Genomic DNA, 20,098 nt, shown 5'->3' on the forward strand with positions numbered 1-20,098 from the left:
CCGCAGGCTCAGCTTGTTGGCACGGCCCGTTACGATTTCTCCGGAGGAAGAAGAACGATGCGTCCATCCTCCATGGCAACACGAACTTTGTTCGTACTGGAAGCGCCGATGGATTCCAGGAAATTTGCCGGAATCTGCAATCGGCCTGCTTTATCGACAACCGCATATTCCACATGTGATTCTCCCTCAGCAATAAGGCCTTGTTCCATTTCCAGCAGCTCCTCCTGATAAGATTTACGTCTTAATATTTCCGAGGAGGTCTTGCCGTCACGAATAGCAACGACACGATCTACTTTCTTGGCCAGCAAGGGATCATGCGTGACGATCACAACGGTTAAACCAAAGGTGCGGTTCAGTTCACGAAACAGATCGAGAATCTGATTCGCCATCTTCGTATCCACGGAGCCCGTCGGTTCGTCCGCCAGCAGCAGCCTCGGCTGATTCGCAAGGGCAATCGCAATCGCCACCCGCTGCTGTTCACCGCCTGAAAGCTGACTCAGCTTGTTGTTTCTGCGGTGGCTCAAGCCCACAGCTTCCAGCAGTTCCAAAGCACGCAGTCGCTTGCGCCGGCCCTGCAGGAGAATCGGCAGCTCCACATTTTCCAAGGCTGTCAGGTAAGGAATCAGGTTGCGCGCATTATTTTGCCAGACGAAGCCAACCGTCTCTCTTTTATACTTGACCAGATCGGCTTCCTTAAACTTCAGTAAATCTTTCCCGTCCACATGCAAATTGCCAGCCGAAGGTCGGTCCAATCCTCCCAGCATGTTCAGCAACGTCGATTTCCCGCTGCCGCTGTTCCCGATAATCGCCATCAGCTCTCCCTCCGCAATCTGGAGGTCCAGCCCTTGCAGGGCAACGACTTCAATGTCAGCAGCTTTATAAATTTTAACTAGATTCTCACAATGAATCATAACTTAATCCTCCCCAAGCTTAACGGCTTGATGAATCTTGATTCTGGACATCATCGTACCGAGAAGCAGAAGACCTGTGCCGATCATTACCACAACAATGACGTACAGATGCCATTGATCATTCGGATCAAAGCTGACTTGGAAAGGCGGCACCTGGCTCGATGAGTCGAATGTTAATTGGAACAAAGGCACATATAATCGGCTGGCCGTAGTGCCTGTCATCATGCCAATGAGCACGGCAGCTCCAGAAGTTAACAACTGTTCGGCGATAAGCATGCCGATTAGCTGGCCGAACGAAATCCCCATCGCCCGGAATACCCCGAATTGCAAAATCCGACCAGACAATGACAACACCCAGTACAGAAGAAACCCGATAAAGCTGATGCCGATGGCAATCAAAAAACCAAGCGTCATCACACCGTTCACGGCCAGCTGAAACGGATCGTTTTTGGTGCGAATCAGCATTTGTTTCGTATCGGTCATATTTTCGATAGACATATGTTTAATCACCAGTTCATCATACAAAGCTTGGCTTGTTGTGTCAGGCTTCAGCTTTAACCAGACATCATAGGGCTCCACGGCCAGGTTGTTTTGAATGTAGGAAAGATGTCCGATAACGATCTTCGGCGCGTCCGCCCTCACTTGCTTGCCAGAGCTTGAAGAACTGCTTCCCGAAACGGAGGCTGCGGTTAAGATTGGATTGGGGTTCCAGCTTGGCCAGTAATCAATGATCCCATAAACAATAAATGTGGCTCCTTCCACCCCATCCCACCCCAATCGAACGACATCTCCCACCGATGCTCCCATTTCATCAGCAACAGATTTAGAAATAAGCACAGCCTTCGAATTGGAGGCAAGCAGGTTCAAGTAGTCATTGAAATGATGATCCAATAGATGATCGCGAAGCCAAGCCGTTTGACCAAATTCATCCGTATCAATGCCCATTAGCCGGGTTCGACGGGATTCTTTGCCCAAGGTGATAGCAGCATCCTTTTTCTGAAACACCCGAGCCGCTGATGCCACTCCCGTCAGCTGCGTGAAAGGAAGGAACGGAGGTTCCGTATATTGCACGCGCTTTTTGACTATCGGCTGCTGGGTTTTCTCTGTTTCTCCAAAACCGCTGGCCGGCCCTGATTGCGGCGGAGGCGCATCATTCTCCCATTTGGTCTGCAGAACGATATCCGCCCCATTCTTATAACGAATCTTCTCTTCGATGTTCTTGTTCATCGTGCGAGCCGCACTTGCGCTAAACAAACCTGTAGCCAAGGTCATAATGATAAAAAGCATAATGAATTGATATTGTGTCGTGGATCTGCCGACCTGCAGCAGGGTGGAATACAGATAGGGCGGCCACCATTTTCGACCAATCAAATAGATCAATTGAATGACCCAAGGATAAATACGCAGCAGGAATAAGCCCATAGCGAATATGAATAAGGCAGGCACAAGGAAGAGCAGAGGATCTACTTTCATATCCATGGAATCCAAGCCCAGTGAGACCAGATCACTCATGCGTCGATCAAAGCTTTGCAACAAATAGATGGAGACGGCTAATAGGATCACATCAAGAAACGTTTTATGAACAAAAGAATGCTTGTTCTTCCTCGCCATCGTTTGCTTGTGCCCAACAATGGTAGCACGCGTAGCCAGAATAGCGGGTATCAGCGTCATGCACACGGAGGCAATAACCGCAAAGATAGCGTACTGATAGGCCTCTTGGTTCAGCTTAACTTCCATGGAGGCACGCTGGACGAATTCAAGAAAACCATTGGAAGCGCCCAATATTTTGGTTAGCTCCAGGCCCAGAAAAGGGCCGATAAGCAAAGCCACACTGCCTAACAAGACACCTTCAACGACATAGCCAAACACAATTTGCAAGCGACTGGCTCCTCGACTACGCAGCACAGCGATTTCTGTCTTCTGCCGATCCGTAATCAGATTAGCCACCATGAATAAGTAGAAAGCAAGCAAGATACTAACCGGCACATTAAGTGACCAGAGCATAGTCCTGAGCTTCTTTTCTTTCTCTCCATACAATTTCAGCGTTGCGATGGCAGGGTTTTTGAGCGTATACGTATTGAAATTGTTGCTTAAAAAGGTATCCAACCGCTCATTCGCCTGGGTATACGTCCCTATCCCTTCTAATTTCAGTTGATGATAATCAAGGACAATGGTCATGTAGGAAAATAAGTTTTTGAACGTATTGTTCGCTATGAAATCCTTCTCAAACAGCGGATATGGAATAAATAGTTTCGACCGCAGGTCGTTCATATTATTCGTCCAATACAAATCCGCGTAATCGGAACGATCAATGACAGCAACCGGCTTAATGCGAATAGGCTGCTTCAGGTCCTTGCTGGCAATCGTGAATTCGCTGCCGAGTACGATTTTGAATTGGGTCAACAATTCCGGGAAAACCCATGCTTCATATACGCCGTTCACCGGTTCAGAAGCGGGGGCAACACCGTCTATAATACGGATATGCTTATCCAAATCCGACATCGCCGTCAGTCCGGCAGTCCGGTTCACTTTGGGATCTATTTTTGCGGGATCGCTTGGGACAAGCTCGAAAGACATCGTATTGCGCGAAATCGCAGAAAGCAGCACAGGCACACCGAACTTTTTGCTTTGCTCGACCAAATAAGCATCTGTTTCCGCCAGAAGCCGGTTATTAATAGTCCCCTTTTCCGCTTCTTCCATGAAATAAGTATAGGTGTACACTTGTCCGGGATATTGCTTCGTATCCGTTTGCCCGACTTCCAAATCTTTGATCAGCATGCGCTGCAAGATGGCATGGGTATAGATCGGCATGGAGCTGGCGAGCGCAACCGAAATAATGAGCCCGACTAGAAGGCTGAGCTCCAACCAGCGGTTTTTGACCATTTTACGGAGAATCATCAGAAATAAAGCCATTGCAATCCTCCTAAACAGTGTTAGTTGTTTAAAATAACGTTCTGACCTTCCTTAAGTCCCGTGCGGATTTCCACTTCTGTCGGTGTGACAAGTCCCTTCTCAACATCAATTTCCTTGCGGCTTTCACCTTCCAGCACCTGCACATAATCTCTCCCTAAATAACTGCGAAGACCTGTTCTCGGAATAACCAGAACATTGTCATGTTTCTCAATAATAATAGTCATGTCGCCGGAGCTGCCGAATTGCACTCCTTCTATCCCCTCCGGAACCGACGCGATAATCGTCTTCGCATTTCTTTCCGCGAGTGCTTTATTCGTCGTCACTGGAGCGCTTGAAGGCGTTTGCAAAACCTTACCTTGAACGATCTTCTCGGAATTTCCGAGTTTCACATCCACATTCATGCCAACCTCAATACCGGTGAGTGCCCCGCTGTCCGATGATTCATAGGATAATTGCAATTTATTCGGATCTGAAAGCGTTACTAGGGTCCCGAAAGCTTCTACAACACTTCCTTCCTGGATATCGGTTACATAGGTAACGATGCCCGCCCTGTCAGCCTTAAGCCTAGTCTTCCCCAATTGATCCTGAAGGGAGGACAATTGCAGCTGCGCAGCCTCCACATCAATCTTTTTGAGACGGGCCTCATAGGTTTGATTTGTTTGTTGTGTTTGCAGGCTTGCAATCTGCGCTTTTTCCAGATTTAATTTCTGCAGCGCGATTCGCGTTTCCAGATCTCCCACTTCTAATTCCACTAGAACATCACCAGGCTTAACCGTATCCCCCAGTTTAATGTGCATCGCTTTCAATCGATGATCCGATTCTTTGAAATAGTAGTTAGTTGTTTGGCTCGACCTGAACGTTCCTACCAAGCTTGCTTTTTTGGTCAAATTGCCTCTCTTCACTTCATACAGCTCAAAGTTTTCTTTCACGGGTTTGACTAAAGGCGGCTTCAGGGCCCCCTCCTCTCGAGGCAGCAGTGAGCATCCGGCAAGTATGCACACAACCCCCATTAGCAGAGCAAGAGCTGAAGCAAATTTATTAACCTTCATCGACAATGGTACCATCCTCCAATGCATACACTTCATCTACAATTTCCATAATCGCCAAATCATGCGTTGTCATCATAATCGTCATTCCCGCTTGCACCAAATCCTTGAATAATTTCAGCACTTGCAGACCCATTCGGCTGTCTAATTCTGCTGTAGGCTCGTCTGCCAAAATCAATTTGGGTTTGTGCGCTATCGCTCTGGCAATGGCTACTCGTTGCTGCTCTCCCCCTGAAAGCTCATAAGGACGATGCTTCATGCGGGCTTTCAGCCCCACGAAATCAAGCGCTTCTTCCGCCAGCTTTTTGTATTGATTGGGGTGGATTCCGGATATGCGCAAGCCAAATTCCACATTCTCATAAGCCGACATATAAGGCACAAGGGCAAAGGATTGAAAGATCAGTCCAATCTGCTCGCGCCTGACTTCATTGCGCTTAGATTCGGGCAAGCTGCTGATCTCAAGCCCTTCTAAATAAACAGCACCCTCCGAAGGATGGTCGAGTGCCCCTAATATATTCAGCAGCGTAGTTTTGCCGGAGCCTGATCTTCCGCGCAGCGCGACAAGTCTGCCTCTAGGAATGCTTAAATTTGCTCCCTTCAACGCATGAACGGCGCCAGCTCCTTTCCCAAAAACACGCGTAACCCCGATGGCCTGCACCATCGGCACTTGATCTTCATGCTCTTTCAATGTCAGCACCTCTTTTATCAGCCTACTGTTCCTGCTCTGATGAACCTATTTCTAAATGTAAACCCAAAGGCGATAAAAAAATAGACAGTCCATGTTGGATATGGTGTCTATTTGTTAGGTGCCTATATCGGCTTTTCAAACTCTTTCGGCGAGCAGCCGACCACCCGCTTAAATGTCTTGGCAAATGTTTTGGCATCCGGGAAACCAACGGCCTCTGCTACTTCATATACTTTCATCTCACCTGTTCGCAATCTTTGCTTAGCTTCTTCCATGCGGATTCGGGTCAAGGTTTCACTGAGCGACTCCCCTACCTCTTTGCTGTATAAATCACTAAGATAACTGCGGCTCAGCCTGACATGGTCAGCCATATCGGAAGTACTGATCGGAGAGGCATAGTTGTCCCTCATATAGGTCGTCACTTTGCGGATAAATGGATTGTTGGAGCGATGCTGGTGCTCTTTGCCTGCTGCCCAGCGGCTGTCCATCAGCATTGTCATCGCTTGGAGCAGCAGTTCCTTCACTTGTTCAAAACGGCTGCAAGCGTTCAGCGCATTGCTGTAAACGAACGTTTCTTCATAACGTTCGATCTCCGCACAGCCGCGCTCGCGCGCGTAGCCAGCGGCAAGGGCAAGCAGCTCCTGGATAAAGGAGACTACTTTCTCCTTATCCGGGCGCTGCTCCTTCAATCTGCGGCACAGCTCTTCCGCATGATGCAAATATCCCTCGCTGTTATCGTGAACGATACAGCGCAGCAAGTCGCTGCGGATGTCATACGGCAGCGAAGCTGGCCGGCTCGCGGCATCCGGCGCTTGCAAGATCAGGCGATTCCAGCCATTGCTGTAGAATCGCTCCTGCCGCTGCCGCGCGTGCAGCGCCGCGGCTGGCTTCACTTGCGCGAGCCGGCGGACGATGACGCCGGCTCCGATGAACCAGTCCGGCGCCTGCGGCAGCCGGACCTTCGCGGCGCGCTCCAGCGCCGCGGCTGCGGCATAGACGACGGCGTCTGCGTCGTCGCCTGGTTGCTGCGCTGCTGCAGGAACGAGCAGCAGCACACAGCCGGTGGCCAGCGGCAGCGCAGCCAAGCAGCCGGTCCAGCGCCAGTCGGCCTCGGCCGCGCTGGAGCCTGTATCCAGCAGCAGACTGACCAGGCTGCTGGCTTCTTCTGCACCGAACAAGGCCGTCTGGAGCTCCGGCTCCCCTTGTTCGGTATGTATATAAGCCTGCAGCTTCGCCGACAGCTGCATGAGCTTTGAGGATTCCAGCTCCTGCTGCCTGCTCAGGAGCTCCTTTCTTTCCTTATGCAGCAGTTCCAAATCCTGCTTAACTACACGCAGGATTTCAAGCAGCGACTCCGGCTCCATCGTTGGTTTGAGCATATAATCTTTGGCTCCCAGCTTCATCGCTTCCTTCACATAAGTAAAGTCATCCATACAGCTAAGTACAACAGCACTGATCGGCCGATTCCGCTCTTTTAATGTTCGGATGAGAGCTAATCCGTCCATTCGCGGCATGATCAGATCCGTGATGACGATATCAATATTCAAGGCATCCAGCAGCTCACAAGCTTCCAAACCATCCTCGGCATCTCCTGCATACGTAAATCCGTTCGCCTCCCAGTCCACCAACGTACGTAAACCTAGACGAATAATCGGTTCGTCATCCACCACCAGCACATTCATCTAAGCTTCACTCCTCTTCTTGATGGATGGGGAGCGACATGCGGATCGTAGTCCCTTCCCCCAGATTGCTTGCAATATGCATTTTGAATTGGGGTCCATAATACAATTTAATTTTCTCGCGAATATGAGAAAGGCCAATTCCGCTCATCCGTTCTCTCCGCATCTTGCCAGCTTGTGATTCACTCAAGTCATGGATCGCGTTCCAGCCTGAGCTGCCCTCGTTCACCTGCATCCCGATCCCGTTATCTTCCACTTGGCAGAACAAAAGATCACGGTCCAGCCACGTCCGAATCCTGATTACGCCCTCTCGTTTCGCTGGTTCAATCCCATGAATAATCGCGTTTTCGACTAGCGGCTGAAGCAGCATTCGCGGAACGAAACACCCCAGAGTCAACGCATCGGCTTCCGTTTCCACTTGAATTCGATCCCCATATCGAAACTTCTGAATGGCCATGTAATCATGGATGAGACTTAGTTCTTCCCGAAGAGGAATAAACTCTCCCTTTTTGCCAAGGCTTGCTTGCAGCAAGCGAACCAGCGCACTGACCACCTCAGAAATCTGCGGCGTTTTATGGATTTTCGCCACCCATTTAATCGTATTCAGCGTATTGTATAGAAAATGCGGATTCAATTGATAATGGAGAGCCTCCATCTCCGCTTCCTTCTTCAGAGACTCTTCCCTTTTCACCTGCTTAATCAAATCCTCCAACCGGTTCAACATCTGATTGTAGCTGTCACCCAGCTGCATCCATTCCTTGGAGCTTTTGCTTGTCCAGTAGGCTCTCAAATCACCCAGCTCCGCTCGACTCATCAGCGTTTTCAAAACATTCAAAGGCTTGGATACATAGGTCCCAAAAAGAAAAGAACTGCCCAAGCACAAAAGGATAAGCAATGTTACTGACAAGAAGATCCCAGTGCGATAATAGGAAAATGATGCTGTCGATTGAGGTGCTTCATAATAAGACTTCCACAAAAATCCTTCGCCTACATCCACATGCTTCATGGAATAAATAACGTTGTGATCGGTTTGCAGGACATCATCGCCAGGCTTTTCCCCCTGAAATTCATCTCCGCGATACACACCGTCCCGATACACCACTCGCTGCTGCGGATCGATCAGAGCATAGCCTTGATTGGAGGTTTTCACCAGCATCTCATTCCACAACTTACTCATATTGAACCAGCTTGTTACCTTGCCGAGTTCTTGCATGCTAATCTTATCTGTTATTGGCTCGGTATAGGTCAATAAATAACCTTTAAATTTGCTGTTTTCCGCTGCCAAAGGCTCAAAGCTTTTGTAGGGGCCATTGAGGCGCGCAGCGAGACCTTCCGTCCCTTCCGAGCTTTGGGCGCAAATTGTGCGGTTCGTTGCATGTAACGTCAAGCAGACCTGTTCCACGTAGCGGTTTTTCTGCATTTGTTCAGAGAGCAGGGTATTGGCGTAGATATTCAATTCTTTGATTTCTTTCATATTTGCAGCAGAATCTGTCAGTTTCGCATAACGGATTATGCCATAATCCACTGCGCTGCGGTGCGTGGTATCAGCTGTATAACGCAGTTCCTGTGTCATTTTCAACAACAGTTGGTCATGCGTTTGGTCCACTTGAGACATTTGCGTTTTCTCACTGTATGCAGCGAACTGATGGCTAAATATTGAGAGGACGAGGACAAGCGGAAGCGCCGTTACCGGCAGCAAATACAGAAACACGCGAAATTGGAAGCGCTTAAATAGATCTGAATATAGCGATGGCATAAATCACCTTTGCATTCATAAGTGGGTAGTAACCTTATTATAAAACTATCTTTTGGAAAAAAGATACAAAATAAAAAGAGAGGATCGACCTGCGACCCTCTCTCTTAATTCTATTATCTGCTAGCTAGAGTACTTTGGACAAAAATGATTTCGTCCGCTCCTGCTGGGCATGCTCGAAAATTTGCTCAGGTTTTCCCGCCTCAACGATAACCCCTTGCTCCATGAACATGACGCGGTCGCCTACTTCGCGGGCAAAGCCCATCTCATGGGTAACAACAACCATCGTCATGCCTTCTTTGGCTAGCTGCTTCATAACCGCCAGTACTTCGCCGACCATTTCTGGGTCAAGGGCTGACGTAGGCTCGTCGAAGAGCATAATCTTCGGCTCCATCGCAAGCGCACGGGCTATCGCTACGCGCTGTGCTTGGCCGCCTGAAAGCGAATCAGGAAGGGCATTCGCTTTGTCCGCCAGCCCAACCTTTTCAAGCAATTCCAGCGCTTTCTTGCGCGCTTTGTCTTCCGGCCATTTTCTCACTTGCATCGGTGCTAGTGTGATATTATCAATAACTTTCTTATGTGGAAACAAATGAAACCGTTGGAAAACCATGCCGAGCTCCATGCGAATCTCATTGATTTTGTTAAGCGGATCCATAATGGACTTCCCTTGAATCAAGATACTTCCGCCATCCGGCTGTTCCAACAGATTCAGACAACGCAGAAACGTCGATTTGCCTGATCCGGAAGGACCAATCACAACAAGAACCTCTTGGCTTTGAATATCCGCACTAATATCTCGGAGCACAACGTTATCCCCGAACGATTTTTTTAGATTCCTAACTTCAATCATTGCACCCATCACGCTACACTTTCCTTTCCACATAGTTAAGCAGTTTGCTTAAAGAGTAAGTGAGAATGAAATAAATAAGCGCGGCTGTCAAATAAGGCTCCCATACTTTAAAATACTGGCTGCGCATCGCATTGGACCAGTACATTAACTCCGGAGCAGCAATGACTGCAAACAAGGATGAATCTTTGACCAGTACGATAAACTCATTCCCGAAAGGAGGAATCATCCGCTTGATCGCTTGCGGCAAAATGACCGACTTCATCGTCTGAAAATGTGTCATTCCCAGCGAGTGCGCCGCTTCGGTTTGCCCTTTATCAATAGACTGAATACCCGCTCTAAAAATCTCAGCCATATAACCCGCTGAATTCAAAGATAAAGCAACAATAGAAGCAATAATTGCGTTCGTTGTGCCAAGGAATAAGGGAACGACTCCGAAGTGGACAAGCAAGATTTGGACCAGCAGCGGTGTGCCGCGGAAAAAGTTTACATAAATGCTTGCCGGCCATCTCAGATAGCCTCGAGGCGACATTTTGCTTAAGCCAACGCCCAAGCCCAAGACAGAGCCAAACATGATGGACAGAATGGAAATGCCTATCGTCCAAAGAGTCCCTTTGAGTAATAAAGGGATATATTCAACAATGATATCAAAACGGAAATCCATTCCACACTTCCTTTCGTTGACTATTATGCCAGTAACAGAACAACAGCATGCGTAAGGTTGAAGTCACGCATGCTGTTGACCTTATTATTTTTGTTCAAGTAATTTTTTGGTATCCGGCTCTTCGCCAAACCACTTTTTGTACACTTTCGCGTAGGCGCCGTTCTCGATCATTTTTTTAATAGCTGGATCCAGTTTGGCTTTCAATTCGCTGCCTTTTGGAAGAAGAATACCATAGTATTCAGACTCAAAATTGGTAGGATCCGCGATGATTACTAATTTTTTATTGGGGTTGTTTTTCACATATTCACGAACGATCGCAATATCGGCTACAACCGCGTCAACGCCGTTATTTTCCAGCTCCATCAAAGCAAGTGTATTGTTGTCCAGACGTTTCAACGATTTATTCGTATCACCCATGATTTTCGTCATAAGCGTATCTGCTGTAGTCGAAATTTGCACAGCTACTTTCTTGTCTTTCAAGTCTGCCGCACTTTTGACCGGACTGCCTTCTTTGACAAGAATCATATTCTTAGATTCAAAATACGGAATGGAATAGTCATAGCTTTGTTTACGTTCATCTGTAATAGAAACACTGGAAATTCCGCCTTGATATTCTTTCCCTTGCTTCACGCTTGTCAGCATCGTATCCCAGCCTATGTTATTTACTTCATAGGGCAGACCTGCTTCCTTCATTACTTCTGCAAGAAAATCGATATCGAAGCCAGTCATCTTATCTTTATCCATAAATTCCATTGGCGAGTAAGCTGCATCTGTCGCAAATTTGTACTTCGTGCCACCGCTATCTTTGGAGCCGCAACCCGATATTGCTGCCGCTAAACTCACAGCCAAAACTATCATCATTAGCTTTTTCAACATGTTTCCCCCCGTACTATATATTGGACGAATCATATTTTAACACTTGGTCAATAAAATAACAACGCCTTCATGGCGTAATTTTGCAGGAAAATACAGGAAATTGACACATCGCAATTATTTTTATTTTTTTGCACAAAAGCGAGAGGGCTTTTTGTTCAAAATGACCATTCTGCGCTTGCTCCATCTTGATTTCGCTCGTGCGCCAACCTGATTACGCCCATATGCCATCACGATTCCGCCTGTGCGCCATTTTGATTTTCCCCCTATTGCATCCCGTTTCCACCTGTGTGCCATCTTGATTTCACCCCTATTGCATCCCGTTTCCGCCTGTGTGCCATCTTGATTTCACCCTATTGCATCCCGTTTCCACCTGTGTGCCATCTTGATTTCACCTATGTGCCATCTTTGATTCGGCCCGAGTGGCCACCTTAATTCGCCCACCCCTGCTTGGCAGATGCCAAATAGGGGTGTTCAACAAGCCGAAAAGACTAGAACGCCTCAGTTTGAGGGCTGAAAGGCTGGCAACAAACGCCAACAGTACCGACTTGTCCGTCTACACCTTTGAAAACCTGCAATTGTGCATCTTTTTATCGCTTGGAATGGTCCAATTTGGCAAATTCCTGCGATTATGCATCTTTTTCCGGCCTTTTCTTGAATATAGGAATAAAAGCATGAAAATTCCTGCACAATCGCAGGCATTTCCCTTTTTCACACGATTTCGCGGAAAATGCCTGTACTTTTGCAGGCTTTCAGCAAACGACATCAGCAACGATCCTACATAGTGGCTCGTTGTGATTCACAGCTCGTCTCCGGTCGGAAACATAAAAAAACGCCAAGATCTCTCGATCTTAGCGTCCTATTTCTGACGTTACATGGTTACATCATTTTCAGAATTGCTTCCCTACCGGTCATGCCAGCTACAATCCCCAGGTCCTCAGCCGTATACGTCACCGACTCAAGCGGTGCATCCAGAAGCTCCTCAATCGTTCGAACCCCTGTTGCTCTCGCTGCTACAATATTTCGGTCCCGCAAGCGTTCATTGAGCAGCCCCACGTCAAGTGCGCCACACATAATATAACCTTTATCCGTCGTTACAACCAGCAGTGTGGTTTTGGGCAGCTTTACCTCGATGGCAATGGCTGTATGTCCTTCAAGGAGAATGGGTTCAACGCGCATCATGCTCTGCACAGCTCCTCTTCGCAGTCTTACAGAAGTATATGCGAGCGCGGCTAGTACGGTGTGAAAAAGGTTTTGTTGTTCGTCCGTTTTCAACGCTTGGATATCCCATAATTGTTATATATATGTAAATCGCTTGAAGGCTGCTTCTCCATGCTATATGATACCTGTGTATACAAAATATACCATTCGGAGGGATTATAGTGAAACTTATTAAATCTATCTTATTATCTTCTGTCGTGGCTATTTCAATGTTGAGTGCCTCATCTGTGTATGCCCACCCACTTGTAAACATTCAAAATTACAATAGTTATAGTTCCTATCTAACAGCGCTGACGCAGCAATATTGGATTGATGGAAGCAATGCTCATGATCAATGGGAGCTCGACGCACAAAATGCCCAATACGAAGCTGATATTGCCGCTGCAAAACTATATTTTGGTGTTAAATAACTCTAATTAATTAATTCGTTTAAAATCTCAAGATTAAGTCTCCTCATGGCGAAGCAGTGAGGGGGCTTTTTTATATTTTTCGTTTATTAAAATTGACACACATAAAAATAAAATATAAGCAGCATCCCGATTACAACTAAGGTATTCTCAACGCGAGTGGACATGTGTTTAAACTTATAGTGAATTAGCAACCTAATTATTAAATTGAAAAATATCCAAATCAGGATTAATATAACCCATTCACTAAGCATGATACTTCCCTACGGGAGCATCCAAAACCCATTCAAGGATCTCAATTTGCGCTCGAATTTCATTGATTTCGCCCATGTTTTCTGCTTCGTTAAGCTGTTTCAACTTCTGTTCCAGCTGATTAACCATACGTTTAATTTGATCTTGAGTCCTCATATTTCTCGCTTCCTTCTCATAATTAATTTTCTTTTATAATAGCATTAAAAATCTGGTTTCACCCTAATTTGAGTTCCTATTCCAATCCCATTCTTCGTCCACTTTCCCCTATTCCTGCAAAAAGCGAGCTATGTTTGGGCAGAAGATCATGATATAGTTAAAGCATGAGCAGTTTTGGACAGCTAGGAGGCCATATGAGTCAGGGAAAAGGAAACATCAGTCCGAATGGACATTTATTCACTGTAGAGATTCTAATTGAAGAGACTACCAATGGCCTTGCCATGGAAAAGCTCCTTCATCTTTTAAATACCAACACTGTGAAAGATTATCAAATTCTCAAAGGCATCGACCTCGGCAAGTTGATTGAAGTAAACAAGAAAAAAGACAGCGCGCCCTCCTTGCAAACAAGTAAAAAGGCGGTTGAGGCGCCGCTAGCTGCAACAGTACCAGAAGCGAAAGCAGCCATCAGTGAAGCAGCAGCAGCTATCGTCCAGCAATTGGAGAAATTTAAGGCCAATAATACACTGATCCGGTTGACGGTGATCAAAGGTAAAGGCATTAAGCTGAATCTTCCTTGCCGGATTTTGAATTATGATGACAGCAATCAGAATGTAACGGTGTACCATGTCGATGAGAAAAAAGTGTATTTGTTCAAATTAAACGAGATCGACGATTACGTCGCTACATCATAAAAAAGAAGAGGGTGCCCTTGAACTCAAGGAACACCCTCTTCTTTTTTATGCGGTTGTAACGCCGTTCCTCAGCATGCCCTCTAAATCATCCGCACTCACAGGCGGACTAAACCAATAGCCTTGCACTTCATTACAGCGATTCTGATGCAAGAAATGCAGCTGTTCTTCAGTTTCTACACCTTCCGCAATGACCTTCAAGTTCAAGTGATGGGTCATAGCAATAATGGTGGCAACGATCGCCGCGTCATTGGGATCGACCATAATATCGCGAACGAAGGAACGATCAATTTTCAGCTTATCAATTGGGAATTTCTTCAGATAGTACAGGGAGCTGTAACCTGTCCCGAAATCATCGATGCTGACATGAACGCCAAGCTCTTTGAGCTCCAGCAAGGACTGAATGGCGTGATCCACGTCCATCGTCATACTCTCCGTAATTTCCAGCTCCAAATATTGCGGTTCAAGTCCCGTTTGCTCAAGCACATGACGGATTTTGCCTTTGAGATTATGCTGGAAGAACTGCCGCATCGACAAATTGACGGAGATCGGCATCAACGGATATCCTTGTTTCTGCCATGCTTTATTCTGTTTGCAAGCGGCTCGCAGCACCCATTCGCCAATCGGCACGATTAACCCGGATTCCTCTGCAAAAGGAATGAAATGGTTAGGGGATACAATCCCCCTCTCAGGATGATTCCAGCGAATTAGAGCCTCGACACCAACAATCCGGCCTGTCTCAATATCGACTTGGGGTTGATAGAATAACATAAACTCATCCCCAGCGATCGCTCTTCGCAGCTCATTCTCCAGCTTAAGCCGGTTAATGGACACGGATTTCATATCGGTATTAAAGATTTGGAAATCGTTGCGGCCCTTTTCCTTCGCTCTAGCCAGCGCAATATCCGCATACTTCATAAGCATATCCGCATCTTCGACATTTTCAGTATCTTCTGAAGATATGGCGATTCCGATGCTCGCTGTAATATGCAGCTCATATTGCTCAAGAAGAAAGGGCTTTTCGAGCACTCGATTGATCTCAGCGATTACCGCTATCGCATCATTGGCATTCGCCACATTCGTAAAGAAAAAGGCGAATTCGTCGCCTTCCGTCCGAGCCAGATAGTCGTTCTCTGTCACAGCGCGAGTGAATCGCTCGGCTAACTGCAGCAGCAGCATATTGCCATAATCATGACCGAAGCTGTCATTGACAAGTTTGAAACGATCGATATCCAAATAGAAGACGGCTACCTTTTGACCCGAAGCTTTCGTCAGATGAAGCCGTTCATTCAAATGATCTCTAAACACTCGTCTGTTCGGAAGTCCCGTCATATCGTCATAATAGGCCATATAGCGCACTTGTTCATCGCCGCGCTTGCGCTCTGTGATATCCTGGCATATCAGAATATTGCCTTTAGCATTGGGCTTCAAATCAACAGGAACAGCGGTAACGTTCAAATCTACCCGATAGCCGCTCTTATGGAACACAGCGGTTTCGAAGGTAACAGGCGTGCCGGCCTTTACATGCTCCAGTTGACTGGATGTGGGCTCATATTGCTCTTGAGTCACAAAGCTGATAAATGACTGATGAAGCAGCTCTGATGCCGAATAGCCAAGGATGGTTTCTGCCGCCACGTTGATTCTGATGAATTTTCCTTCTTGATCGAAGATGCCAATCGCATTCGGATTGTGTTCGAATAAGGAATCGAGCACATTCAGGTAAGTATGATCCTGCGGTATTCCATTAATCAATGTAGCTGATCTTTCACTTTTTTTAAACAGCATAATAAGCAGCAAAAGTGAAGCAAGTACACAAATCCACGCAGCATACGGCTTTACGTAAAGGCTAACGAATATGACAATGAACATATATCCGCCAATATAGAGCCGGTTTTTCACAAATTAGCCTCCTCTTACTGCTCACTCTAGGTGATAGGAAGCGTCACACTGACAACCGTTCCTTCTCCCACTTTGCTTTCCAACATTAACTGACCATGATGATCTTCAATAATCTTGCTTGTCGTCATAAGGCCGAGTCCCGCTCCTTTGTCTTTCGTGGAGTAGAACGGCTCACCCAGTCTGGCAAGGACATGATCCGGAATGCCGGAGCCTCTGTCTTTGAAGATGACGCGCACCGTTGTATCATCCGCCATCTGCATATGGATATCAATTTGTCCGCCATCTGGCATCGCTTCCATTGCATTTTTGATCAAATTGATAAAAGACTGCTTTAACTGGTTTTCCTCGCAGTGAACGAGCGGCAGTTGTTGCTCCATGACGACAACGAATTGAATATTATTCATGTGCGCCTGCGTTTCCAGCAAGGTGATGACACTTTGAACAATCGTTTCGATACGTTTGGGCTGGTAGCGTATGAGCTGAGGCTTAGCCAGCACAAGCATTTCCGTAATTATCAACTCAATCCGGGTTAATTCAGACATCATGATGTCATAATATTCTTGCTTGTTTACTGCGCCTTGCTGCAGAAATTGGATGAATCCTTTGAGTGAGGTCAAAGGATTCCGAATTTCATGGGCAACACCGGCTGCCAATTGACCCACAACAGACAGCTTCTCGGATTTGCGAAGCATCTCTTCCGTGTGTTGACGCTCGGCAATATTTTTGAAGGTCATGACGACACCAATGATTTGATTTTCATCAAAGATCGGAGATGTCATGTATTCAACAGGAAAGGAATCCCCATTTTTTTTATAAAATATTTCATTTGCATTGCAATCGTAGACGCCATCTCGGATGGTTCGATATAACGCGGAGGGAATATCGCTCTGCAAAGCTGCGTCGGATTCACTCGTACGTGTCAAAATATGATAAGCATTGCTGCCAAACATATCCTCATACGTATAGCCCGTTAAACGCTCAGCGGCCTGGTTCCAGAAAATAGTGCCCAAATGCTCATCAATCCCGAAGATACCATCAGTCACAGCATTTAAAATAAGCTGATTTTTGGTATGCAGCTGGTCAATCATCGCTTCATTCTGTTTACGCTTGGTAACATCTTTCGCGATGAGGTAACTGCCCTCCACATGATCTTGTTTAATTTTGGGAATAAAATTAATCTCCAGCGTGATCTGATGACCTTGCTTATGCAGGATCTTCCCCTCTGCACTTCCGGTAACCCCTAGCTTCGCTTGTTCAAACATGCCTTTTAACAGAGGCAAATATTCGGGTACAATGAGAAATTGGATGGACTTCCCAAAAAGCTCTTGCTTCGAATAACCCGAGATGGCTTCTACAGCAGGATTGGCATCCACCAGTTTTCCCGCCTCATCTAGCATAAAGATCATATCTGGATTGTATTTGACTAGGGATTGATAGTTGCTTCTACTTTCCTCTAGTTTGTGCTCGTAACCCTTTCGCTCCGAGATGTCTTGAATTTGAGCCAATAGACATATCGGACTAGCGTCCTCATGATGTACGAAGGAAACCGACAGGCTGACCCAAATGACCGAACCGTCTTTATGAAGAAATCGCTTCTCCACCTGAAAAGACTGACACTCTCCCTGAAGCATCTGCTTCCATAATTGGGCAACGGCATCCACATCATCGGCATAGAAAAATGTCTGGTAATGTAAACCTATCAGTTCTTCTTTGGCATATCCTAATAATCGGCACAATGATGAATTTACGGTGAGTAGTTTGCCAGTCAATGTGACAATGGACATAGCAATAACAGCACAATCAAATGAATGTTGAAACAACTCATGGCTTGTGAGCAGCTTGAATTCCGAAGTGAGTGGCTTATCCGTTTCTGATTGGTTGCTGTTGAAATCAGCCATGCGTCACATCCTTTCAATTAAGGAAGAATGAGTATCCGTCAATGACTACTTTCTACATGATACGTGCTTTTTCCTGCAAGAAGGCACAAATCGAAGAAAAAAGAGTCGGATTATCCCGACTCTTCTTGTCTTATTTCATAGCGGCAATTGCCAGCAGAATCCAGCCTACCAGAAAGCTTACGCCGCCAAGCGGTGTAATGGGACCGAAAATTTTGAGCCCTGTCAAGCTCAAAGCATAAAGGCTGCCCGAGAACAGGATAATACCGATAAAGATTGCCCAGCCGGACGCATTGACTAAAGCGCTGCTGTTCGTTAATTTATCTGACAGCACAGCAATCAGGATAAGCGCAATTGCGTGAATCATATGGTAATGCACACCTGTTTGATACACATCCAGCTTGTCAGGAGTCAGCTTGGCCTTCAAAGCGTGCGCTCCGAAAGCTCCTAAAGCAACCGAAAGAAACGCATTCAAGCTGCCCAGCAATAAGAAAATTTTCATCATAGGTTTTCTTCTTTCCTTTCAATGACGAGGTCTCGTTTATTCCACTTCACCAATATCATGCTGCCCGACAATGAGACGAACAGGCTCCAAATAAACACGTGTTACCGTTGGCTGCTTAATAAGATCAAGCTCGATGTCTACAACCTTGTTGCGCGCAGTTTTACCTTCTCTTTTGTCGTAAACGACTTCGAATTGTTTGAGACCCAGCTCATAGATGACAACTGATGAGCCGATGGCCAGCGCATTCGATTCGAATTCCCCATGTTCAAATAAAACTTCGGATAAAATTTCTTCATTCATGTCGACGATCGTTACATACTGGCAGAATTGATAACGCATATTAAATGCCCCCTCTATTCGTAGTTAAACAAGTATGTAACCTGTTCGCCGAAAAATGTCGAAACTCCTGCTTATTTCATGATTCCCCACAATGTTCACATAAAACCCAAAAAATAAATGACGACTGGGATCGTAAACATACTAAATAGCGTAGAAGCAAACACGGCTTGAGAGGAAAACTCCGGCTCATTCTCATATTCTATAGCCAGCAGCACACTGCTGAGGGATGTGGGTACAGCGCAAGAAAGAACCAACGCCTTAGCCGTGAGTCCTTCAATGCCAAGCATCCAGACGACCAAGAACCCAAGCAGCGGCCCTACAGCCAGTCTTAAAATGTTGGAAACGAGCACATTGGAGAAGTGAAACTCCCATTTCATGCCGCCCAGCTGGACACCAAGTGTCAGCAGCGCTGTCGCCATAAAGGCATTGGATATATAATCGAGCGGGATATGAATCGGTGACGGAACCGGCAAATGGAAATAGCGCAGCAACAGCGCAACCGGAATGGCGTATATCACCGGCAAGGACAGAATGGTTTTCAGCGTGGCCTTCCAGCTTGATTTATGCGCATTTAACGTGTAGATCCCGTAGGTGTTTGGAATTAGGGTTTGCATGATCATGATAACGATTTGAACGGATAACGTATAAGCATTTCCGCCAAAAACAGTTTGATTCAGCGGCAGCGCATAATTGGCGCTATTGTAGAAAATAACGCTGTTGCGCATGGCAATCCGCATGCCGCGGTGCATTTTCTTCAACCGAATATAGATTTCGATGACAGCAAAAAGCAGGCTGAAGAAAAGGACAAAAAACAAGAGAACCTGCATCAAAACATGCAAGTTCATTTCGGATTCATACAGCTTAACAAACACTAACGCAGGTGAAAACACATAGAAGTTAAGCTTCGAAAGCGTCTTGATATCAATCTTGAACGCGCGGTACATCGCCACGCCAATGGCAATCATAATACTGATAGGAACGATGTTGTTAACCAGGATGTAAAAGAAGTAACTCATTGCTGATCCTCACTTAAATGAAATGCCATTGTTGAAGTAAGCATCTTGGGCATAGGTCGTAAAAGCAACCTCAACTTCCGGAATACCTAGTCCAAGCACATGGTTCGTTAGCGCCTTTGCAACCTGTTCGCGAACTTCTTCGCCTCTTTCAAACCATGCCACCTCAATGAAGGGATAGGCGGGAACGATCTGGCCATCGAAGATGGCCGCGTGCTGGACACACTCCAATGTAAAATAATCCCGTTCACATTCACATATCTCGGCTAGTTGATCCACTACACGGGTGCTGATTTGGCAAACTTGTTCCACGGATAAGCCCCTAATCGTAATTCTAGGCATGCTTCATCG

19 protein-coding genes are annotated in these 20,098 nt (G+C 46.4%); 2 read left to right on the forward strand and 17 right to left on the reverse strand.

The features are described 5' to 3' along the window. Positions 1-29: 29 nt before the first annotated feature. The 10 genes from BC351_RS39640 to BC351_RS39685 form a co-directional block, all read right to left on the reverse strand. Positions 30-911, reverse strand: coding sequence for an ABC transporter ATP-binding protein (locus BC351_RS39640; RefSeq protein WP_079421188.1), 882 nt, complete (start codon positions 909-911; stop codon positions 30-32). Positions 912-914: 3 nt separating this feature from the next. After that, on the reverse strand, positions 915-3,824 hold the full coding sequence (locus BC351_RS39645) for an ABC transporter permease (protein WP_079421189.1): 2,910 nt from the start codon (positions 3,822-3,824) through the stop codon (positions 915-917). A 20-nt stretch (positions 3,825-3,844) separates the two neighbouring features. Then, positions 3,845-4,873 carry an efflux RND transporter periplasmic adaptor subunit gene (locus BC351_RS39650; RefSeq protein WP_079421302.1) on the reverse strand — a complete coding sequence of 343 codons (1,029 nt, stop codon included), beginning with the start codon at positions 4,871-4,873 and terminating at the stop codon, positions 3,845-3,847. Continuing rightward, a complete protein-coding gene (locus tag BC351_RS39655) occupies positions 4,863-5,531 on the reverse strand; it encodes an ABC transporter ATP-binding protein (RefSeq protein ID WP_079421303.1) in 669 nt (222 codons plus the stop codon). The genes BC351_RS39650 and BC351_RS39655 overlap by 11 nt, the downstream gene beginning before the upstream one ends. A gap of 149 nt (positions 5,532-5,680) precedes the next feature. Next, positions 5,681-7,237 carry a response regulator gene (locus BC351_RS39660; protein ID WP_079421190.1) on the reverse strand — a complete coding sequence of 519 codons (1,557 nt, stop codon included), beginning with the start codon at positions 7,235-7,237 and terminating at the stop codon, positions 5,681-5,683. 7 nt (positions 7,238-7,244) lie between these two features. Next, positions 7,245-8,990 (reverse strand): sensor histidine kinase, encoded by a 1,746-nt coding sequence (locus BC351_RS39665; RefSeq protein ID WP_079421191.1) that lies wholly within the window; start codon positions 8,988-8,990, stop codon positions 7,245-7,247. 124 nt (positions 8,991-9,114) lie between these two features. Beyond that, a complete protein-coding gene (locus BC351_RS39670; protein WP_079421304.1) occupies positions 9,115-9,837 on the reverse strand; it encodes an amino acid ABC transporter ATP-binding protein in 723 nt (240 codons plus the stop codon). A 13-nt stretch (positions 9,838-9,850) separates the two neighbouring features. After that, positions 9,851-10,498, reverse strand: coding sequence for an amino acid ABC transporter permease (locus BC351_RS39675; protein ID WP_079421192.1), 648 nt, complete (start codon positions 10,496-10,498; stop codon positions 9,851-9,853). A gap of 84 nt (positions 10,499-10,582) precedes the next feature. Beyond that, a complete protein-coding gene (locus BC351_RS39680; RefSeq protein ID WP_079421193.1) occupies positions 10,583-11,374 on the reverse strand; it encodes a basic amino acid ABC transporter substrate-binding protein in 792 nt (263 codons plus the stop codon). A gap of 876 nt (positions 11,375-12,250) precedes the next feature. Further along, positions 12,251-12,553 (reverse strand): YunC family protein, encoded by a 303-nt coding sequence (locus tag BC351_RS39685; RefSeq protein ID WP_079421194.1) that lies wholly within the window; start codon positions 12,551-12,553, stop codon positions 12,251-12,253. A 200-nt stretch (positions 12,554-12,753) separates the two neighbouring features. Between BC351_RS39685 and BC351_RS39690 the strand changes: the two genes are divergently transcribed. After that, positions 12,754-13,002, forward strand: a complete 249-nt coding sequence (locus BC351_RS39690) for a hypothetical protein (RefSeq protein WP_079421195.1) — start codon at positions 12,754-12,756, stop codon at positions 13,000-13,002. A 243-nt stretch (positions 13,003-13,245) separates the two neighbouring features. On the opposite strand, the gene BC351_RS42850 is transcribed toward BC351_RS39690, so the two are convergent. Further along, positions 13,246-13,407, reverse strand: coding sequence for a hypothetical protein (locus BC351_RS42850; protein WP_167388058.1), 162 nt, complete (start codon positions 13,405-13,407; stop codon positions 13,246-13,248). A gap of 194 nt (positions 13,408-13,601) precedes the next feature. Between BC351_RS42850 and BC351_RS39695 the strand changes: the two genes are divergently transcribed. Further along, on the forward strand, positions 13,602-14,099 hold the full coding sequence (locus BC351_RS39695; protein WP_079421196.1) for a hypothetical protein: 498 nt from the start codon (positions 13,602-13,604) through the stop codon (positions 14,097-14,099). Between the two features lie 45 nt (positions 14,100-14,144). Here BC351_RS39695 and BC351_RS39700 read toward each other — a convergent pair whose 3' ends face one another. The 6 genes from BC351_RS39700 to BC351_RS39725 form a co-directional block, all read right to left on the reverse strand. Continuing rightward, on the reverse strand, positions 14,145-15,995 hold the full coding sequence (locus BC351_RS39700) for a sensor domain-containing protein (RefSeq protein WP_244209335.1): 1,851 nt from the start codon (positions 15,993-15,995) through the stop codon (positions 14,145-14,147). A gap of 26 nt (positions 15,996-16,021) precedes the next feature. Continuing rightward, complete coding sequence (locus BC351_RS39705) at positions 16,022-17,893, reverse strand: PAS domain S-box protein (RefSeq protein WP_079421197.1); 1,872 nt, start codon at positions 17,891-17,893, stop codon at positions 16,022-16,024. Positions 17,894-18,023: 130 nt separating this feature from the next. Further along, positions 18,024-18,392 carry a DUF423 domain-containing protein gene (locus tag BC351_RS39710; protein WP_167388060.1) on the reverse strand — a complete coding sequence of 123 codons (369 nt, stop codon included), beginning with the start codon at positions 18,390-18,392 and terminating at the stop codon, positions 18,024-18,026. Positions 18,393-18,431: 39 nt separating this feature from the next. Continuing rightward, positions 18,432-18,734, reverse strand: a complete 303-nt coding sequence (locus BC351_RS39715) for a hypothetical protein (protein ID WP_079421199.1) — start codon at positions 18,732-18,734, stop codon at positions 18,432-18,434. Between the two features lie 95 nt (positions 18,735-18,829). Beyond that, complete coding sequence (locus BC351_RS39720; RefSeq protein ID WP_079421200.1) at positions 18,830-19,750, reverse strand: AEC family transporter; 921 nt, start codon at positions 19,748-19,750, stop codon at positions 18,830-18,832. A gap of 9 nt (positions 19,751-19,759) precedes the next feature. Then, positions 19,760-20,089 carry a DUF1904 family protein gene (locus tag BC351_RS39725; protein WP_079421201.1) on the reverse strand — a complete coding sequence of 110 codons (330 nt, stop codon included), beginning with the start codon at positions 20,087-20,089 and terminating at the stop codon, positions 19,760-19,762. Between the last annotated feature and the right edge of the window lie 9 nt (positions 20,090-20,098).

This window comes from Paenibacillus ferrarius, assembly GCF_002027705.1.
Classification (GTDB): Bacteria; Bacillota; Bacilli; order Paenibacillales; family NBRC-103111; genus Paenibacillus_E; species Paenibacillus_E ferrarius.